Raw genomic sequence first — 20,856 nt, forward strand, 5'->3', positions numbered from 1 at the left:
CCTGTCAAGGGTAAGGGTCTTTTCTGTCCAAAAAGGGCCCTTGCCAATCGGCAGGGGCTCTTTCTTTTTCCTAAGGATAATATAAAATTGAACATTTGTGGATTACCCGAAACAAGTTGTTGTAATCCAGCTCTAGCGCCTAGCCAGTTTTCATCTTGGGAGTGCTACCTTGAGTATCTTGTAACAAATCATGGCTTGATAAAGCGATGATTTGTTACAGCTCGAGGTCGCTTCGGTCCTTCAGGTGAAGTCAAAGAGCGACTTCTCCTTCAGGCCCCCCACAAGAGTAATCGTCGGAAGCATAATCATCGCACGAAGGAAAAGCGTAAGCTTTTTCGAGGAGCGCTTGTCGGGGCTGACCAAGGCGCTTCCGCATCTTGTTCTATAGGCGCCCTCATTGCCGTTTAGGTTGCATTTTTCAATGGCATCTAAATTTAACCGTGCAATAAAGGGTAAACTAAAACAAATTCGCTGCAGGAGTCAACGAAGGAGGAATTATTCAATGGAATTTTTTTCAATGGAGTTTTTAACGGCGCTCATGGCGATTGTCATGATTGATCTGGTCCTGGCAGGGGACAATGCAATTGTTATCGGCCTTGCCGCAAGGAACCTGCCTAAAAATCAGCAAAAAAAGGTCATCCTCTGGGGAACCGCGGGGGCCATAATCATCCGCTCGCTGGCGACAATCATTGTCGTTTGGCTTTTAAAAATCCCCGGCCTATTGCTCGTCGGAGGAGCATTGCTCATTTGGATCGCCATCAAGCTTTTGGCTGAGGAGAAAGGCCATGACGTTAAAGCGGGCGATAACTTTTGGGCGGCGATCAGGACGATTATTATTGCCGACGCCCTGATGGGGCTGGACAATGTCCTGGCGGTGGCGGGTGCGGCGCATGGCAGTTTTGTGCTTGTCGTCCTTGGCCTGCTTATCTCGGTGCCGATTGTCGTATGGGGAAGTACCCTGATTTTGAAATGGGTCGATAGATTCCCCATCATCATTACGGTTGGCGCTGCCATCCTCGGGTGGACCGCCTCAAAAATGATTGTGAGCGAGCCTTTCCTGAAGGAATATTTCGCAAATCCTGTTATAAAATATGGGTTTGAGCTGCTAATCGTCGCGGCAGTCGTTTTCATTGGAAGGGCAATCAAGAATAAACAGCAAAAGGCGAATGGCACTGCTTAAAATTGTTTATGTTGGGGAACCAATCTTTATGATTGGTTCCTTTTTCTATAGTACTATCTAAAAGAGGCATTATAAGAGTAAGGGATTTACGATGAAAAGGAGTAAGATGATGGATGAAATAAAAGCGGCCCACTCAGGGGCAGTCACGAATACGAAACGCAAAATCTTGGAAGACATTTCAAAATATATGGAGACGCTGGACGACATTCCTTCCTTCGAAGCCTATTTAGCGGACAGGATTCAGTATATTGAACAACTTTGGCTGAATGTCTGGCTGAACAAGGCGACAAACGGCGTTTCGAAAATCGGGAAAAAGGAGTTCCTTGAACGAAATGGATTTGAAACGGAAGGGGTCGATCGAAAATTAATCAACAGCTTGTTCAGGAATGAAATGAGGGAATTTTGCCCTTTTAGCACGGCTGAATGGCTCCGTGGGGAAGTTGAAGTGAATCCCGGTTTATGGGAGGAATTATATAAAGAAGCAAGGGAGCGTCTTAAAAAGCGGAAGGAAGCAGAAAAGAGAATCGAAAATAGGGCCGCTCTCCTCCGTACGATGAGCGATGATGCCGAACGGATTCTTGTTGAGGGAGAATGGCTGCTTTACCTTGTTGCAAGGCATAGAGCCGCCCTCAAACTGGAATCGGACATAAACACGCGAATCCGTTATAAGAAAGTTGACCCGCTAGCCCTGGAGGAAAAGCTTATTGCCCAAGGTAGTTTCAACCCAAACGATTTCCTGAGAGCTGGAGATTTTTTCGAAGAATTAACCGGCGAAATCCACAAAACCTTTTACCGGGGCAGGATGTTTTATGAATATGAAACATATTACTTTGAATATGAACGGGCTCTCGGCGGCATAGTCCTTGAATATGCCACTCGGCTAGTCTCGGAAAAACTCCCGGAAGGTGCTTATAAAGAGTATCTATCGCTTGAAATGGATGAAGGCGATGAAAATAATCTCGCTCTTCTCGTTTCAGGGATGGCGGAGGAACTCTCCGATGATTTCCTGGAACGGATTTCCGAAGAATATCTAGAGGATTTGCTGAGGCTCGCGCCTATTCCCTTTAATGAGGAAACACATAAAGAGATGTATGAATCCGATATGGCCAAGGCCGAAGAACGGCTTATACGGGAAAAGGCGGAAGCTGAACGAAAGGCAGAGGAAGAGCGGCGGATGCTTGAGGAAGTATTCGGTAGTGAATACAGGCCTACAGCTGAAAGGAATGTAAAATACGTCCTTCATATCGGAGAAACGAATACCGGTAAAACACATCAAGCCCTAGAAGCCATGAAAAGCGCTGAAAGCGGGATTTATCTTGCCCCGCTAAGGCTTTTGGCGCTTGAGGTATATGACAGGCTCAATTCCGACGGGGTCCCGTGCTCACTTAAAACTGGTGAGGAAGAAAAAGTCGAGCCAAGTGCTGCCCATATTTCCTGCACGGTCGAAATGTTCCATGAAAAGGATTATTATGAAGTCGCTGTCATTGACGAAGCCCAAATGGTCGCGGACAGGGACCGTGGTTTTTCATGGTATAAAGCGATTACAAAGGCGAATGCGAAAGAGGTCCATATTATTGGCAGCATCAATATTAAAAATATGGTTGTTAAACTTCTTGGCAACGCGGAATACGAGCTAAGGGAATATAGGAGGGATTTGCCTCTGCAAGTGGAAGACCAGGAATTTTCCCTGAAAAAAGCGAGGAAAGGCGACGCGCTAGTGTGCTTCTCCAGGAAACAGGTCCTGGCTACAGCTGCAATACTCCAGGCTAACGGCCACAAAGTCAGCATGATTTACGGCAGCATGCCGCCGGAAACAAGAAAAAAGCAAATGCAGCTTTTTATTTCGGGCCAGACCGAGATTGTCGTCTCAACAGATGCGATTGGGATGGGGCTGAACCTTCCTATCAGAAGAATTGTGTTTCTCGAAAATGAAAAATTCGATGGTACCGCGAGGCGGAGGCTGACTTCCCAGGAAATTAAGCAAATCGCTGGTAGGGCAGGGAGAAAAGGAATTTACAATATTGGCAGGGTCGCGTTCGTATCGGATATCCAGAGGATGAAACGCGTCCTTGAAGGAGAAGATCTGCCGGTAAAGGTTTTCGCAATCGCACCTACTAGCGCGGTTTTTGAACGCTTCCAAAAATACAGCCGGAGCCTCGGGGAATTTTTCGAGCTATGGGAAAAATTCGAAAGCCCGCCAGGAACAAAAAAGGCCGAACTCACGGAAGAGCGGAACAGGTATGAACTGATCGAAGGGACAATGATTGAACGGCGATTCCCGATGATGGAACTGTATGGTTTCTTGCATCTGCCCTTCTCGGCAAAAGAGCCGCAACTGACAGAGCAATGGCTGGGAACGATGGCCGCCATCGCCGAGGGAAGGGAGCTCCCGGAGCCGGAAATCAAAAAACGCAGCCTTGAAGAAATGGAATTGACGTACAAGGCGATCGGCCTCCATCTTCTGTTCCTGTATAAACTAGGAAAGAGGACGGAAGCGATATATTGGGAGCGGGTCCGTGAACAGGTAAGCGATAGTGTCCATGAGGAATTAAAGGATGTCACAAAAAGCCAGGGTAAAAAATGCCGCAATTGCGGTAAAAGTTTGCCCCTTGATTTTGCCTACCCTATTTGCGATCAATGCCATTCTGGCCAAAATAAGAGAAAAAACCATTCAAGGAGAGGCTGGAGGCAAAAGAGAAAATTTTGACAAACTTGGGCGAAAAGACGAACTTATGTTCGTAATTTATGGGCGGATGTGATATAATTTAACTAATCGGCGGTTCTTTGAGGGTGGGCCTGAACACTCCCCGCGAAAGGGGGTGACGCCTAATGACAGTTTTCCAGGGCCTGATGCTCGCGATTTCCTTTGCAAGCCTTATCGTAGCCGTACTGTCGGTGAACCAAAAAAAATAACCCACCCTTGAGCCGGCAAGCATAATGGGCGGGTTTTCGCTTTATTCCCGATTCCACTTCCGGGAACCATCGATTAAGGGCCAGTGCATGCTGCAACATGCATTGGCCTTTTTTTAATACAAAGAATAATAAAATTTGTCCAGCTCCGGCGCTAAACGTGCGCTTGCGCTTTTCTAATCATTTAATTCATTATACCCGAAAAAAGGGAAAAAGAAAATAGCAGAGCACTTTTTGGGCGAAATCCCTCTATATCATCCTATTTTATGGGAAGTGGAACCCGTTCCTTCAGCGGTCCGCAATCCAAATGTTCCCCGCCAATCTTTTTCAAATCGTTTTCCTTTCTTTACGTATCGTTTTCCGTTAAAAATGGTATATGGGAATAAATACAATCTTTGGCAGTGTGTGTTCTAAGGTTTATATAACTGTGGTCATCACGAGAGTGCGCACCGCGCTTGTCCACCACTTTGCAATGATTCATCTTTTTTAAAAAGGTTTTTGCCAAACAGGCGTCGAAACCAAATTATAGCATGTTTATGAAGGTGTTTTTTTGGAAACTAGAATATTACTGAAGACAGGCAGGTGAATAGGATGGTCAATCATCCAACTGAGTTTCAGCTACATTTGTTTCATGAGGGGGCGCTCTTTAAAAGCCATGATTTGTTCGGCGCCCATGTCATAAACGATGGCGGGACGCTCTATACCCGTTTCTGCGTCTGGGCTCCACATGCCTCCGAGGTAAGGCTCGCAGGCGATTTCAATGGCTGGAATGGCGAAGGCTTTCCATTCGAGAAAGTAAACAAGGAAGGGGTATGGATATTTTACGCGGATGGGGATATGACCGGTTCGCTTTACAAATATGAAATTATCACCTCTTCCGGCGAAAAAAAGCTAAAGGCCGACCCTTATGCTTTTTTTTCGGAGCTGAGGCCCAATACGGCTTCCGTCGTACAGCCGCTCAGCGGGTATAAATGGAATGATAAAGCCTGGATGAGGAAACGCGCAAAAAAAGTTCCTGTTGAAGAACCCGCAGCGATTTACGAGGTCCATCTTGGTTCTTGGAAAAAGGCTGAAGATGGTTCCTTTCTTACCTACCGGCAAGCGGCGGATGAATTGGTTCCGTATGTGCTCGAAAACGGCTATACACATATTGAACTCCTGCCAATGACCGAACATCCGCTTGACGCTTCATGGGGCTACCAGTCAACCGGGTACTTTTCCGTAACGAGCAGATATGGAACGCCGCATGATTTTATGTACCTCGTCGATCAATGCCACCAAAACGGGATAGGCGTTATCCTTGATTGGGTACCCGGCCACTTTTGCAAGGACGCGCATGGGCTTTACTGTTTCGACGGCGGGTATGCCTATGAATACAAGACGGAAAAGGACCGGGAAAACCTTGTTTGGGGTACAGCAAATTTCGACCTCACGCAAACGGAAGTACTCAGTTTCCTGGTTTCGAGCGCGATTTTCTGGCTTGAGACGTACCACATTGACGGATTCAGGGTTGACGCCGTCGCGAATATCATCTACTGGCCAAATTCCGAAAAAGAAGTCAACCCACACGGACTTGCCTTCTTGAAAAAGCTTAATTCGGCAGTCGCGGCTTTTTGCCCGAATATCCTTATGATTGCCGAAGATTCGACGGATTGGCCGAATGTCACGAAGGCGCCCGCCGACGGGGGATTGGGATTTACATACAAATGGAATATGGGCTGGATGAACGATATCCTGAAATACATGGAGACCGACCCAAACCAGAGGCGGCACCACCATAACAAAGTGACCTTTTCACTGATGTACGCTTTTTCCGAAAATTTTGTGCTTCCGTTCTCTCATGATGAGGTTGTTCACGGGAAAAAATCCCTTCTGGATAAGATGCCAGGTGATTATTGGCAGAAATTTGCCCAGCTAAGGCTTCTCCTTGGCTACCAGATTGGGCATCCCGGAAAAAAGCTGACATTTATGGGTACTGAACTTGGCCAGTTTTCCGAGTGGAAGGATAAGGAACAAGTCGACTGGCATCTTGGTGAGTATGATATGCATGCGAAGCTGAATCTTTTCGTTAAGGAACTGAACAAGCTTTATAAAAAATCGAAGCCGCTTTTTCAGCTGGATTCGTCCCCGGAGGGCTTTGAGTGGATTGATCCAAACAACCATCACCAGTCCGTTTTTTCTTTTATCCGGAGAGGGTTCAATGAGGAGGAGCTCCTTGTCATTGTATGCAATTTCACATGGCAGGCGTACAGCGGTTACCGTATTGGCGTCCCGGCGCCAGAAAGGTACAGGGAGATCCTCAACAGCGATGCGAGGGAATTTGGCGGTTCGGGTGTAATCAACAAAAAGACGATCACCGCTGAAAAAGAGCCGTTCCATGGCAAACCATTTTCCATTCAGATGAACATTCCGCCGTACGGCATATCTATTTTAAGGCCAGTGAAAAAAAGAAAGGGGATTAACGCCAATGCAAAAGAAGAAAATGGTAGCGATGCTTCTCGCGGGAGGCCAGGGGAGCAGGCTAAATTCATTGACAAAAGAACTGGCTAAGCCGGGAGTGCCTTTTGGCGGCAAATACAGGATTATCGATTTCCCCTTGAGCAACTGCACGAATTCGGGAGTGTATACGGTCGGTGTGCTGACACAGTACCAGCCGCTTGTCCTGAACAGCTATATAGGGATCGGAAGCGCTTGGGACCTTGACAGGATGGAAGGCGGCGTAACTGTGCTGCCCCCTTACAGCGTTTCTTCCGAGGTGAAGTGGTATGACGGGACGGCAAGCGCGATTTTTCAAAATCTAACTTATTTGCGGCAATATGATCCTGAATATGTACTTATTTTATCAGGCGACCATATTTATAAAATGAATTATGAAAAGATGCTCGACCACCACATTGAAAACGGGGCGGATGTAACCATTTCCGTCATTGAAGTCCCTTGGGATGAAGCGGGCCGGTTCGGTATCATGAATACGGATGAGGAACTGAGAATCATAGAGTTCGACGAAAAGCCGAAAAACCCGAAAAGCAATCTAGCATCGATGGGAATTTATATTTTTAATTGGAAGCTGCTTGAGGACTGCCTGATAAGGGACGATATGAATCCCGAATCCACCCATGATTTCGGGAAGGACATCATCCCGCTTCTGCTGGAAGAAAACAGGAAACTGGTTGCTTACCCGTTCAAAGGCTATTGGAAGGATGTCGGAACGGTCCAAAGCTTGTGGGAAGCGAACATGGATTTGCTGGATGAGAGCTCGGAACTTGACCTGTTTGACCAGTCGTGGAGGATTTATTCGGTTAACCCGAACCAGCCTCCGCAGTATATTTGCCCCGATGCGACACTGACGGAGTCACTTGTGAACGAGGGCTGTGTCATTGAAGGCAATGTGGAAAGGACCGTCGTCTTCCAGGGGGTGTCAATCAAAAAAGGTGCTGCCATCAGGGAATCAGTCATAATGCCGGATGCCGTTATCGGCCAAAATTGCATTATTGAGCGGGCCATTGTATCGCCTGGTATCACCGTTCCTGACGGCGGCGTCATAAAAGGGAGCGACGGAGAGGTCTTACTGGTCTCCGAAGATACAATTGATCAGCTTTTGTCCAAATAATCCTGTTGGGAGGGGCAACAATTGAAAAAAGATATGCTGGGTATCATTGATGCTACAACATTCCATAAAGACCTCGATGAACTGACCATACATCGCTCGGTTGCGGCGATTCCTTTTGGGGGAAGGTACCGCCTGATTGATTTCATCCTCTCGAATATGGTGAATTCCGGAATCCAGAGCGTGGGGATCTTTTCAAAGTACCAATACCGCTCGCTAATGGACCACCTTGGGTCGGGAAGGAATTGGGATTTAAACAGGAAGAGGGACGGACTGTTCTTTTTTCCATCCACAAGCTTTGACAAGCCGGTTACAGGCATCGGCCCGCTTGAGGACTTTGCCGGGAACATCGATTTCTTTACACGGAGTAGGCAGCCGTTCGCTCTCATCGCGAATGCCTACACAGTATTCAATATTGATTTTTGCCCCATCCTTGATGAACATATTTACTCTGGCAGGGATATTACCGAAGTCATGAAAGACGGGGCTTCACTCGGAATCTATTTGATGAGAAAAGAGCTTCTCCTTGAGATTATTGAAGGGCGTGAACAGACCGGCTATTTGACTATCAGGGACGCGGCAACAGATCTGAACAGCCCTTATACGGTCCATTACCACCATTATGAAGGATTTGCCATCCAGGTCAATTCGATAGGGAATTATTTTGAAGCCAGCAGGAATCTCCTTAATCCAGATATTTGGAACAAGCTGTTCACTAAGGAAAGGCCCATCCTTACCAAAGTCAAGGATGAACCTCCAGCGCGCTATTCCTCATCCTCAACAGTCAGGAACTCGATGATTGCGAATGGCTGCAATATTCAGGGCGCAGTCGAAAACAGTATTATTGCCCGCGGCGTGACGATCGGCAAAGGGGCCGTGGTCAAAAACTGCATTATTATGCAGAAGTCCAGGATTGGTGAAAACAGCGTTCTGGAACACATTATTTTGGACAAGGACGTAACGATTGAAAACGGCACAGAGTTAATAGCATCACGAAAGGACCCTGCAGTGATACGGAAGGGCAGGACCCAGGGAGCGTGGAAAAACTAGTGAGAATTCTTTTTGCAGTATCGGAATGTGTTCCATTCATAAAGTCTGGTGGCCTTGCGGATGTTGCGGGAGCACTCCCAAAGGAATTAAAGAAACTTGGCTTCGATGTCAGAGTCATTCTCCCGAAATATGCCTTGATCAGGGAAGAATACAAAAGGAAGATGGAGAGAAAAGCCGAATTCACCGTCCAGCTTGGGTGGAGGAACCAATATTGCGGCATCGAAGAACTGGAGCTTGACGGAATTACCCATTATTTTATCGATAACCAATACTATTTTTTCAGAAGCCAAATGTATGGGGATTACGATGACGGTGAGAAATTTTCCTTCTTTAACAGGGCCGTGCTTGAAAGTATCGGCCATATCGGTTTTTTCCCCGATATAATCCATTGCCATGACTGGCACTCCGGCATGGTTCCATTCCTATTACGGGAGCAGTACCGGCACCGGGAAGGATATGAAGATATCAGGACCGTGTTTACCATCCATAATCTCCAGTTCCAGGGGGTTTTTCCAAAAGAGGTTATGAATGACTTGCTTGGCCTCGATGACAGGTATTTCAATCCGGGTCAGCTTGAATACTACGGAAATATTAATTTTATGAAAGCTGGCCTTGTCGCTTCGGATAAAATTACAACTGTGAGCCCTACATACCGGGAGGAGATTAAAACCGCGTATTTCGGAGAGGGGTTAGATGGCGTTTTACGAATGAGAAGTACTGACCTTGAAGGTATCGTCAACGGGATTGACTACGAGTTGTACAATCCGGAAAATGACCAGTGCCTTGCATCTCCGTTTTCCGTAGAGAATCGGGGCGCGAGGCCTGAAAATAAGAGTGCGCTCCAGGCCCAATTCGGTCTTCCTGAGGAAAGTGGAACTCCCCTTATCGCAATGGTAACACGGCTGACGAAGCAAAAAGGTCTTGAACTTGTTAGAGGGGTATTCCATGAAATTATGGCTACAGGAGCCCAGTTGATTGTACTTGGGACAGGTGACCGTGAATTCGAATACTTTTTCAGCCAGATGAGCAGCCAGTATCCAAGCCAGTGCAAGGCTTTCATCGGCTTTGATGAGACAAGCGCCCATAGGATATATGCTGGCGCGGACCTGTTCCTCATGCCGTCGAAATTCGAACCGTGCGGCCTTAGCCAGCTTATTGCAATGCGCTATGGCGCTGTTCCGATTGTCAGGGAAACCGGGGGATTAAACGATACGGTCAAGTCTTACAATGACGGGACAGGTGAAGGCAACGGGTTTACTTTCACAAATTTCAATGCGCATGACATGCTTTATACGATTGAGAGGGCTTTGTCCTTTTACAGGCGGAAGGAAGTGTGGAACAGCCTCACCCGCAAAGTAATGGAACTGGATTTCAGCTGGACCCAGTCGGCCCTGAGGTATGAGCAGCTTTATGAAGAGCTTAAAAACAAGGGGTGATCTACTTGTTTTCCAGTGTACCGGAATTCAAGGCCGCGTTTGTCAGTAAACTTGAAATGGCGTATGGCACGACCTTTGAGGAAAGCACAAGGCGGGAGCAGTTCCAAACGCTAGGCACGATGATCAGGGAACAAGTGAGCACGAACTGGATCAAGACGAATGAAATGTACCGCATATCGGGAAAAAAACAAGTTTATTACCTTTCGATTGAATTCCTGCTCGGAAGGCTGCTCCGCCACAACCTGATAAATTTGGGGATAGAGCAAATTGTCAGCAAGGGTCTTGGGGAACTTGGAATTGAACTGGACAAACTTGAAGAATTCGAAGCGGATGCCGGGCTGGGCAATGGGGGTCTCGGCAGGCTTGCCGCCTGTTTCCTGGATTCGCTGGCATCTCTAAACCTCCCGGGCCATGGGTGCGGAATCCGCTATAAGCATGGGCTCTTCGAACAGGCGATTGTGGACGGCTATCAGGTTGAGCTTCCCGAGCAATGGCTGAAACACGGCCATGTCTGGGAGGTGCGCAAAGGAGATGAAGCGGAGGAAATCCTTTTTTGGGGCCATGTCGAAAGTTCAATTGAAAACGGCCGCCTTGTTTTTCGCCACGTCAATCCGGAAATTGTCACCGCCGTCCCTTACGATATGCCAGTCGTCGGCTACCATACGAAAACAGTGAATACGCTCAGGCTCTGGAACGCGGAACCCTCCAAATTCACCGCCCATTCGGATATCCTGAAATACAAAAAGGACACGGAAGCAATCTGCGAGTTCCTTTATCCTGACGACACACATGATGAGGGGAAAATCCTTAGGCTTAAACAGCAATACTTGCTTGTCTCGGCGAGCCTTAGGGCGATCATCAAGTCGTTCAAAAAGAAAAAACGGAGCATTTTTGAGCTTCACGAGCATACAAGCATTCACATCAACGACACCCATCCGGCTCTCGCGGTACCGGAGCTGATGCGTATTTTGATGGATGACGAAGGGCTTGGCTGGGATGAAGCATGGCATCTGACTGTCAACACGCTTTCCTATACGAATCATACAACGCTTTCCGAAGCGCTCGAAAGATGGCCGGAAAGGATTTTCAGGCCGCTTCTTCCCCGTATTTACATGATTGTGGAGGAAATTAATGAACGGTTCTGCCGGCAACTCTGGGACCGGCATCCCGGCAGCTGGGAACTGATTGAAAGCATGGCGATTCTCGCGCATGGCGAGGTTAGGATGGCTCCGCTCGCGATTATCGGTTCACATAGCATAAACGGAGTGGCAAGGCTCCATACCGAAATTTTGAAGGAACGGGAAATGAACAATTTTTACAGGGTTTTCCCTGACAGATTCAATAATAAAACAAACGGGATCACCCATCGCCGCTGGCTGATGAAGGCGAACCCCAAGCTCGCCGGTCTGATCACCGATTCCATTGGCCCTGGCTGGATAAAGGATACACTTCAGCTTGAGGAATTGCTCCAATTCAAGGAAAGCGGCGCCTTCCTCGAAGAGATTGGATCCATTAAACAGGCCAACAAGGAACGGCTCGCATCGCGCATCCTTGAAAAAACGGGCATCGCTGTCGATCCGGCTTCGATATTCGATATCCAGGTTAAAAGGCTGCATGCCTACAAGAGGCAGCTGCTGAATGTGCTGCACATTATGTATTTGTACAATCGGATCAAAGAGTATCCGAATTATGACATGCATCCAAGGACATTCATTTTCGGGGCGAAGGCTTCGCCGGGCTATTATTTCGCGAAAAAAGTCATAAAGCTGATCAATTCGGTCGCGCTTAAAGTAAACAACGACCCAGTTGTGAACGGCAGAATAAAGGTTGTCTTCCTTGAAAACTATCGTGTGTCACTCGGGGAGGAAATATTCCCCGCAGCCGACGTGAGTGAGCAAATTTCAACGGCAAGCAAGGAAGCTTCCGGAACCGGTAATATGAAGTTCATGATGAACGGGGCACTGACCGTTGGGACGCTTGATGGCGCGAATGTCGAGATTACCGAGCTTGTCGGCCGGGAAAATATATTCCTTTTTGGGCTGAGCGCAGAGGAGGTCCTCGAATTCCAGCGGAACGGGGGCTACCATGCGCAGGAATATTACCATTATGACAGGCGTATCCGGACGGTTGTCGACCAGCTTATCAATGGCTTTTTCCCGGATACGGGAAACGAATTTTCCGAAATTTACGATTCGCTTCTTTCCTATAACGACCAATATTTTGTCTTTAGGGATTTCTCTTCCTATGCAGAAATTCAGGAACAGGTTGGCAAGAGCTATCTCGATAGGGCCGGCTGGCTGAAAAAAAGCCTTGTCAACATTGCGAAGTCGGGCTATTTTTCAAGCGACCGGACGATTGAGGAATATGCAAAAGATATTTGGCATACAGAACCGGTCATTATCAAGTAAGCTCGGGGGAGCCTACAAAATGGGCTTCCCCTGCCGATTTTTCGGAAAGTTATCTAATTCGGGGGAAGTGGTTATCGTTAAACGTCCGATAGTTAAAAAAGGGCTCGTTTTTCTTCTGATAGCGTGCCTCCTCTATGTGGGATTCCTGCATGCGCAAATTTACCGGCATGTAAAGGAAAACCCTGCCCAGGGCGCGGAGTACTTGATCATCCTGGGGGCAAGGGTTAAAGGGGAAACCCCATCGCTCGCGCTGCAGGCGAGAATAGACGCCGCGGCAGACTATTTGCGCAATAATCCATCTACGATCGCGCTCGCTTCCGGCGGGAAGGGGCCTGGTGAGGACATTTCGGAAGCGGAGGCAATCAAAAGGGAACTAATGCTGCAAGGGATCGCTGAAAATAGGATTATCCTTGAAAACAAATCAACATCTACATATGAGAATATTGCTTTTTCAAAAAAGCTTTTGCCTGAAGGCCTGCAAAGAGGGCTTATCGTTACGAATACATTCCATCAGTACAGGGCAAAAATGATTGCCCGGGACAATGGCCTTGAACTTGGAGGGCTTCCTGCGAAAACGCCCGCCCAGGCAGTTGTGAAATCGTATGCAAGGGAATACCTCGCGCTCACAAAATACTTTCTAACTTCCGCTTTATAGCCGGGAAAAACGGGTAAAAAGAAATGGGACAAGTTCCCATTCCAATTTTCCGGCCGGGGAGGTGGCTGAAATGAATTTGAAATTGAAGGTTTTTTCGTTCCTTTGCTTACTTGCATTTATCCTCGCGGGCTGTTCATCGGGAGGAGATGAACAAGGCGTCGGCGAGTATGCAGGTGAAGCTTCCGAGTACATGGAGAAGGTTGCGGATTTTGCCCGTGACATTCCGGAAAAAGCCGAGAAAGCCGCAAATGATGAACAGGCAAAGCAGGAATTGAAGGACAGCCTAAAAGAGATGAAGCAGGAAATTAATGAATTCGGGAAGGTCCAGGCGCCTGAAATCGCCGGCGATTTTCATAAAGAAATAGTCGATAACAGCAAAATTTTGAAAGAAAAAATAGATGACTACCTAGAACGTATCGACAAAGGCGATATTAACGAGGACTTTGTGGAAAAAGAGGACTTTTCCAAAGCCTCGGATAAAATCAAGGAGTCCTTCAATAAGCTGAAGGAACTAGGGGAAACAGAAAAATAAGAATATGGGCAGCCGGTATTGTTCCGGCTGCTTTTTACTCGGACAAGCGATATTGTGGAATTTTCGGAAAATTGCTTGCTGCCGAGAGTAAAAACATGCAATTTTCATGCTATTGTCCCAAAATAGAAGATGAGAAATTAAAGAGTGGGGTGGAGAAAATGAAAGCATTAGTACATGCCGGAAAAACTGGAATGGAAGGTTTGGCGTACCGGGATTTTGAGAAGCCCGAGCCGGGAGCGGGAGAGGTCAGGGTCAAACTAAAAATAGCCGGGCTCAACCATAGGGAACTGATTATCCTAGAGCGCCATAAGGAAACGGAGCCGCCGCTTGTCATGGGATCGGATGGAGCCGGGGTAATTGATGCAATCGGGGAAGGCGTGGCTGGAGTTAAGGCTGGGGATGAAGTCATCATCAATCCGGGTGTCGGCTGGAAAGAAAAAAGCGACGCACCGCCACCAGGGTTTGATATCATTGGTCATCCTTTCCAAGGGACATTCGGTGAATACATAGTCATTCCCGCGGAAAACGCATTGCCGAAACCTTCATTTTTAACTTGGGAGGAAGCTGGCGTTGTTGCTGTTGCGGGCCTTACCGCTTACCGCGTCCTGTTTACGAGGGCGAAGATCGGTGAAGGGATGAAGATTCTTATCCCGGGAATCGGCGGCGGTGTGGCAACGCTGATGCTCCAAATGGCAAAAGCGGCCGGCGCAACTGTTTATGTCACGTCACGTTCAGAGGAGAAGTGCAAAAGTGCCCTCGATTTAGGCGCGGACAAAGCTTTCAACAGTGATAATGATTGGGCTGAAGAGCTTGGTGGTGAAAAAATGGATGTCGTCATAGAATCGGTTGGGGCTGCTACCTTTAACAAATCGCTAAGCCAGTTAAGGCCGGGGGGGACAATCGTAACGTTCGGCGCTTCCGCAGGTGATGTGGTCGATTTTAATTTGCGGTCATTCTTTTATGGCCAGTACAATTTGCTTGGCTCGACCCTTGGAAGCGGCGAAGAGCTTGGGGAAATGCTCAAGTTTATTGAAAGGCATGGCGTCAGGCCAGTCATTGACCGGATGTTCGCGCTGGAAGAGTACAAGGAAGCGTTTGACAGGATTGAAAAAGCAGAACAGCTTGGCAAAATCGGGTTTATTATCGAATGATTATACAGTATTGGAAGTCCTTTTCTGGAAGGGCTTCTTTTTTACGATTTGTTTTGGTAAACATCAAATTTTTTATAGTCTCTGAGAAAACTGCTACTATTGAAATAACCTTGAAGGCGGGAGGAAATTGAAGCGACTTTAAGGCATTTGGAACTAAATGAATGACAAGGAGAGCCGGGGGATGATGGATAGAATGGTTCGCGGAAAATCAATCGCTGAGTGGATAAGGAAAATTCCTGTTTTAGGCGGGATAATTAAAGAGGAAGAGGTTTTCTGGACAAATCCGGGTTATGCGCGGCTGCAAAGCGAACCGCTTGGGATGGGAGATCAAATTAAAGAGGCATCGGACCGGTTAGGCCGTTTCGCATCTTTTCTCCAGGAAGCTTACCCTGAAACTAGGGAAGCTGGCGGAATGATAGAATCACCACTTGTAGAAATAAAATATTTCAAGGAGAAGCTTGGTGAATGGCACGGCGGGGAAATCGGTGGCTCGCTGTTTTTGAAATGCGATAACGATTTGCCGATTTCGGGTTCGATAAAAGCCCGGGGCGGGATTTACGAAGTGCTGAAACATGCGGAGGATTTGGCATTTGAACACCGTTTGATTAATCCAGGGGATGATTATTCTGTATTACGGGACCAGGCATTCCGGAACTTTTTTTCCAATTATTCTATCGCCGTCGGGTCAACCGGAAATCTCGGCTTAAGCATTGGCCTGATTGGATCCAAGCTTGGCTTCAAGGTAACGGTGCATAGGTCGGCGGATGCAAAAGAGTGGAAAAAAACCAAGCTGCGCTCCTTAGGGGTCGAGGTCGTTGAATATGAGTCGGATTATTCCGCCGCCGTTGAACAGGGAAGGAAGCAGGCCGAAAGCGATCCATCATGCTATTTCATAGATGATGAGAATTCAAGGAACCTTTTTTTCGGGTACGCAGTCGCCGCCGAAAGGTTGAAAAGGCAGTTCAAGGAAAAGGGAATAAAGGTGGACAGCGATCATCCATTGTTCGTTTACTTGCCTTGCGGAGTCGGCGGCGGGCCAGGGGGAATCGCTTATGGACTGAAGGAGATTTTCAAAAATGATGTCCATTGCTTTTTTGCGGAACCAATCCAATCCCCTTGCATGCTCGTAAGCCTTGCTACTGGCCTTCACGATGAGGTGAGCGTGAATGATTTCGGCCTCGAAAACCGGACCGCCGCGGATGGCCTGGCTGTCGGAAGGGCATCCGGGTTTGTAAGCAGGACAATAGAGCCCCTTTTGGCCGGAATTTTTACAGTCAAGGATAGGGAGCTATTCAGGATGCTTAGCGGCATGTGGGAAACGGAAGGGATATTTGTCGAGCCTTCAGCCGCCGCGGGCGCGGTTGGGCCAGTGAAGCTGATGCAGACGGAGGAAGGCCGTGCATTTTTACAAAACAATGGGCTAATGGGAAAAATGGACAACGCTATCCATATCGTCTGGGCGACGGGCGGCAGCATGGTGCCTGAAAACGAAAGAAAAGGCTATTTGCTCAAAAATTAAAGCATACTCGACTGTTTTTCCCATACTTTTTCTTTAGGGACACCTATTGAAAAGGGGGAAACGCTTTTGCGCTACCAATCTGCCAGGATGGACCGGATTCCGCCTTATATGTTCGCGGAACTTGGGAAGAAGAAGGCTGCGATGATCAAGTCGGGAATCGATGTGATAGACCTCGGAATCGGCGACCCTGATTTGCCGACTCCGGAGCATATTGTTGAAAAGCTCGTTGAAGAAGCTAGGAAGCCAGAGAACCTTAGGTATCCCAATTTTTCGGGCCACCCTGAGTTCAGGAGGGCTGTTGCCGAATTTTACAGGCGGGAATATGCCATCGATTTGGATCCGGAAACCGAGGTACTCGCGCTAATCGGCTCAAAGGAAGGACTTGCCCACCTTGCCCCGGCGATGATCGACCCCGGCGAGTACGTGCTCGTCCCGGACCCGTGCTACCCTCCGTACAGGATGGCTGCCCTTTTGGCAGGCGGGATGTACCACGACATGCCGATGGTGAAAGAAAATGGTTTTTTGCCGGACTTTAAAGAAATTCCCGAGGAGGTCCTTGAAAAAGCGCGCCTCATGTTCCTGAATTATCCCGGCAATCCGACGGCGGCGGTCGCGGATGGGGATTTTTTTCAAAAGGCGGTCGATTTTGCTAAAGATAAGGGCATCCTTATCGCCCATGATTCGGCATACAATAAGGTGGCATTCCGCGGCTTCAAACCCCCAAGCATTCTTGAAGCAAACGGGGCGAAGGAAGTAGCGGTCGAATTTGGGACGCTTTCGAAAACGTACTGCATGACCGGGTGGCGTATTGGCTACGTTGTCGGGAACAGGGAAGCCATCAGGGCGTTGTCCGTTTTTAAAAGCAATACGGACACTGGGGTATTTACCCCTATCCAATTGGCGGGAGCACATGCGCTTCTGTCAGACCAGGCATGTGTTGATAAGTATAATGATATTTATTTTGCGAGAATGAAAGGTATGGTTGGCGCGCTCAGGGAAATCGGGATAGAGGTTGATCAGCCGAAAGCAACATTTTTTATTTGGGCGCCTGTGCCGGCCGGGTTTACGTCGGCGGGATTCGTGGAAGCGGTCCTCGAGCAGGCTGGGGTCATCGTTACACCCGGAAGCGCGTTCGGGCCATCGGGGGAAGGTTATTTCCGTATCTCCCTTTCGGTGCCGAATGAGAGGCTGGATGAAGCGATTGGCCGGATTAAAAAGAAAATCAAGATTTGAAAATGACGGAGGTTCGGAGAATGCTACGTTATGATAATTATATAAACGGTGAATGGGTGCCGCCATTGACATGTTGTTATACACAAAATATCAATCCGGCTACCGGGGAGGTCTTTGGGGAGGCCGCCCAGTCCGGAAGGGAAGATGTTGACCGCGCGGTTGCTGCGGCAAAACGAGCGCAGAAGGAATGGCGGCTCGTCCCCGCGCCGGAAAGGGCTGAAATATTATATGAGGTTGCCCGGATTTTAAAAGAAAAAAAGGAGCATCTGGCTCAAATTTTAACAAGCGAAATGGGAAAGGTGATTGCAGAAGCAAGGGGCGAGGTCCAGGAAGCAATCGATATGGCATATTATATGGCGGGCGAGGGGCGGCGCCTGTTCGGCGACACAGTCCCGTCAGAGCTTAGGAATAAATTCGCGATGAGTGTCCGCGTGCCGGTCGGGATTGCCGGGTTGATTACCCCTTGGAATTTCCCGATTGCGATTGCGTCATGGAAATCGCTGCCGGCGCTTGTGGCCGGTAACGCGGTAGTCTGGAAACCGGCGACGGAAACGCCGTTCATGGCCGCGGAGTTTGCAAAGGTATATGAAGAAGCGGGCTTGCCGAAGGGACTGTTGAATGTTGTTTTCGGAAGCGGCGCGGCTGTTGGGAACGCGCTGGTCGAGCATCCGGAAGTGGATATCATTTCATTTACAGGCTCGAATGAAGTCGGCAAGGCGATCAACGGCCTTGCAGGGAGCCTTTTGAAGCGGACGTCGCTTGAAATGGGCGGGAAAAACGCGGTGACTGTGCTTGAGGACGCCGACATTGATCTCGCAGTTGACGGGATTGTATGGAGCGCGTTCGGGACTGCCGGGCAAAGATGCACCGCCTGCAGCCGCATCATCGTCCACAAGGCGGTTAAGGAAGAACTTGAGGAGAAGCTGCTCGCAAGGGTGAAGGCACTCAAAATGGGTAATGGACTTGATGAAACGGTCGATGTCGGGCCAGTCATTAACAAAGGTTCGCTTGAACGCATCCACGGCTATGTGCAAAAAGGGATTGATGAGGGTGCGAAACTTTTGTGCGGCGGTGAGATTCTTTCTGAAGGCAATCTTTCAGGAGGGCACTACTACGCTCCGACATTGTTTACGGATGTTTCCCCTGAAATGGCGATTGCGCGGGAGGAGATCTTCGGTCCAGTCACCTCGATCATTCCGGTCGGGAGCTTTGAAGAAGCTGTAGAAGTGAACAACAGTGTTGAATTTGGGTTGTCCAGCTCCATTTTTACAAAGGACGTAAATAAGGTATTTACGGCGATGCGTGATTTTGATACGGGAATCGTCTATGTGAATGCCGGGACGACCGGCGCGGAAATCCATCTACCGTTCGGCGGCACGAAGGGGACCGGTAATGGCCATCGGGATTCGGGGGTGGCCGCGCTCGATGTGTATACAGAGTGGAAGTCTGTGTACGTTGACTTCAGCGGGACGCTGCAGCGCGCCCAAATTGATAATAAATGATGGTTGGTTGGAAGCCCACTGTGATGTGGGCTTTTTTGCATCCAAAAAGAGGATGTATTTGTGGCGGAAATTTGACAGTTTTCGATAACCGGTCAAAAGTGGGGGATAAATCGCAATAAGTTGGCGATAAATCGGAAAAATTTTCGATAATGCCCCAAAATTTTTCGATATCCTTTCGCTCGGTTAATAGACTGGAAAAATTTCCGGTGGACAATCACCAATGCGAAGAATTTTCCGCTGTTTGCTACTTAAGCCCTCCCATTAATCATACATTGAAGTAGGCAGGAAGTTTGAATGGGCAAGGGGGAGTCGCATGCAAGAAGTGAAACAGGACTACGACACGGTTATTATCGGTGGAGGATTTTCCGGATTGACTGCGGCCAGGGAATTGCGACTGCTGGGGTATAAAGTGCTCGTCCTGGAGGCGCGCGACAGGCTTGGCGGCAGGACATGGGTCGACAGGCGCCTTGAATCCGACCTGGAAATGGGCGGTACGTATGTCCATTGGCATCAGCCTCATGTGTGGTCGGAAATAACCCGGTACGGGCTTGAGACTGTCTCAGGGCCGAAGCCCAAAAAAGTATATTGGATATCCGGCGGAAAAGCCCGCTGTTCCACAGTTGAAGAATACAGGAAAAAAATTAGGGATACAGCCGGAAAATTGATGAGTGAAAGCCTGAAATATCTCCCTTTGCCATATCAGCCGCTGCATTCCCCGCTGATCAAGGAAATCGATAAAATTTCAGCGGAGCAGTTTTTGCAGGATTACGGGCTGACGGAAGAAGAATACGATATCCTCCATGGCTGGGTAGCTTCCGATTTTTGCGGGCCTCCCGGAGAAGGGGCCGCTAGCCAGATTTTCCGCTGGTGGGTCTTTTCACAGGGAAACTGGGGAACCCATAGTGAAATGATTTCAACTTACAGGCTGAAGGACGGCACGAAGGCGTTGATTGATGCGATCGCGCGGGATTCAGATGCCGAAATTAAGCTTTCAACGCCGGCTGCAAAAATAGAACACGATGAAAGCGGCGCCATAGTTACGGCGATTAATGGAACGAAGTATAACTGCAGAGCCGCCATCGTTTCGGTACCCATGACCGTCCTTAAGGAAATTGATTTCTCGCCGCAGCTTTCCGATTTGAAGATGGCCGCTTCGAATGAAGGCCAGACATCCAGAGGAATAAAGGTATGGGCAAGGATTGAAGGACGCCTTGAACCATTTGATGCACTCGCCCCAGGGAATTTTCCGCTCAATTCCGTCCACTTGGATCGGTACGCGGGAAATGACAGCATAGTCGTCGGCTTTGGCTCGAGAGCGGACTGGCTCGACCCAAACGACAGGGAAAGGGTTGAAAATGCGCTTAGGCATTGGCTGCCGAATGTGAAGGTAATTGAATGTACAGGTCATGACTGGGTGAATGACGATTTTTCAAAAGAAGCATGGCCGATGCTGAAGCCGAACCAGCTGATGAGGTATTTCGAGGATTGGAACACTCCCGAAAATTCCATTTTCCTCGCCGGGACGACATTTGCCAAAGGCTGGGCGAGTTTCATGGACGGGGCAATCGAATCGGGTATTACAGCCGCTAGGAAAGTTGACGGTTTCCTTCGCGGGCAAAAAGCCAAAAAGGAATGAAAAATTAGAAGTGCCCTCGCGGCGGGGGCGCTTTTTT

15 protein-coding genes are annotated in these 20,856 nt (G+C 48.4%); all 15 read left to right on the top strand.

Features of this window, described 5'->3' with window-relative positions; translation table 11 throughout:
- Window positions 1-502 precede the first annotated feature (502 nt).
- The 15 genes from DRW41_RS13530 to DRW41_RS13595 all read left to right on the top strand — a co-directional run bounded on the left by DRW41_RS13530 (window position 503) and on the right by DRW41_RS13595 (window position 20,819).
- Complete coding sequence (locus DRW41_RS13530) at window positions 503-1,180, top strand: TerC family protein (RefSeq protein WP_115452536.1); 678 nt, start codon at window positions 503-505, stop codon at window positions 1,178-1,180.
- Between the two features lie 109 nt (window positions 1,181-1,289).
- Window positions 1,290-3,887: a helicase-related protein gene (locus DRW41_RS13535; protein ID WP_115452537.1), complete on the top strand. Its 2,598-nt coding sequence runs from the start codon at window positions 1,290-1,292 to the stop codon at window positions 3,885-3,887.
- 122 nt (window positions 3,888-4,009) lie between these two features.
- Window positions 4,010-4,093, top strand: a complete 84-nt coding sequence (locus DRW41_RS23755; RefSeq protein WP_222928849.1) for a putative holin-like toxin — start codon at window positions 4,010-4,012, stop codon at window positions 4,091-4,093.
- Window positions 4,094-4,681: 588 nt separating this feature from the next.
- A complete protein-coding gene (gene glgB / locus DRW41_RS13540; protein ID WP_115452538.1) occupies window positions 4,682-6,640 on the top strand; it encodes a 1,4-alpha-glucan branching protein GlgB in 1,959 nt (652 codons plus the stop codon).
- Window positions 6,558-7,700: a glucose-1-phosphate adenylyltransferase gene (locus DRW41_RS13545; protein ID WP_115452539.1), complete on the top strand. Its 1,143-nt coding sequence runs from the start codon at window positions 6,558-6,560 to the stop codon at window positions 7,698-7,700. The genes glgB and DRW41_RS13545 overlap by 83 nt, the downstream gene beginning before the upstream one ends.
- Window positions 7,701-7,721: 21 nt before the next feature.
- Window positions 7,722-8,747 (top strand): GlgC family sugar phosphate nucleotidyltransferase, encoded by a 1,026-nt coding sequence (locus DRW41_RS13550; RefSeq protein WP_115452540.1) that lies wholly within the window; start codon window positions 7,722-7,724, stop codon window positions 8,745-8,747.
- Window positions 8,747-10,183 carry a glycogen synthase GlgA gene (gene glgA / locus DRW41_RS13555; RefSeq protein ID WP_115452541.1) on the top strand — a complete coding sequence of 479 codons (1,437 nt, stop codon included), beginning with the start codon at window positions 8,747-8,749 and terminating at the stop codon, window positions 10,181-10,183. The genes DRW41_RS13550 and glgA overlap by 1 nt, the downstream gene beginning before the upstream one ends.
- A gap of 5 nt (window positions 10,184-10,188) precedes the next feature.
- On the top strand, window positions 10,189-12,591 hold the full coding sequence (locus DRW41_RS13560) for a glycogen/starch/alpha-glucan phosphorylase (protein WP_115452542.1): 2,403 nt from the start codon (window positions 10,189-10,191) through the stop codon (window positions 12,589-12,591).
- Between the two features lie 19 nt (window positions 12,592-12,610).
- Window positions 12,611-13,246: a YdcF family protein gene (locus tag DRW41_RS13565; RefSeq protein WP_115452543.1), complete on the top strand. Its 636-nt coding sequence runs from the start codon at window positions 12,611-12,613 to the stop codon at window positions 13,244-13,246.
- 70 nt (window positions 13,247-13,316) lie between these two features.
- The gene (locus DRW41_RS13570; protein ID WP_115452544.1) at window positions 13,317-13,778 is read left to right on the top strand and encodes a DUF6376 family protein; all 462 of its coding nucleotides are present in this window, start codon (window positions 13,317-13,319) and stop codon (window positions 13,776-13,778) included.
- Window positions 13,779-13,936: 158 nt separating this feature from the next.
- Entirely contained in the window at window positions 13,937-14,929 is a 993-nt protein-coding gene (locus tag DRW41_RS13575; protein ID WP_115452545.1) for a zinc-binding dehydrogenase, read from the top strand.
- A 157-nt stretch (window positions 14,930-15,086) separates the two neighbouring features.
- The gene (dsdA, locus tag DRW41_RS13580; protein ID WP_281272310.1) at window positions 15,087-16,448 is read left to right on the top strand and encodes a D-serine ammonia-lyase; all 1,362 of its coding nucleotides are present in this window, start codon (window positions 15,087-15,089) and stop codon (window positions 16,446-16,448) included.
- Between the two features lie 87 nt (window positions 16,449-16,535).
- Entirely contained in the window at window positions 16,536-17,681 is a 1,146-nt protein-coding gene (locus DRW41_RS13585; protein ID WP_222928851.1) for an LL-diaminopimelate aminotransferase, read from the top strand.
- A gap of 20 nt (window positions 17,682-17,701) precedes the next feature.
- Window positions 17,702-19,183 (top strand): aldehyde dehydrogenase family protein, encoded by a 1,482-nt coding sequence (locus DRW41_RS13590; RefSeq protein ID WP_115452548.1) that lies wholly within the window; start codon window positions 17,702-17,704, stop codon window positions 19,181-19,183.
- A 313-nt stretch (window positions 19,184-19,496) separates the two neighbouring features.
- Window positions 19,497-20,819 carry a flavin monoamine oxidase family protein gene (locus DRW41_RS13595; protein WP_115452549.1) on the top strand — a complete coding sequence of 441 codons (1,323 nt, stop codon included), beginning with the start codon at window positions 19,497-19,499 and terminating at the stop codon, window positions 20,817-20,819.
- The last annotated feature ends 37 nt before the right edge of the window (window positions 20,820-20,856 follow it).

Origin of the sequence: Neobacillus piezotolerans (genome assembly GCF_003362805.1) — a bacterium.
In the GTDB taxonomy this organism is placed as follows: Bacteria; Bacillota; Bacilli; order Bacillales; family Cytobacillaceae; genus Bacillus_D; species Bacillus_D piezotolerans.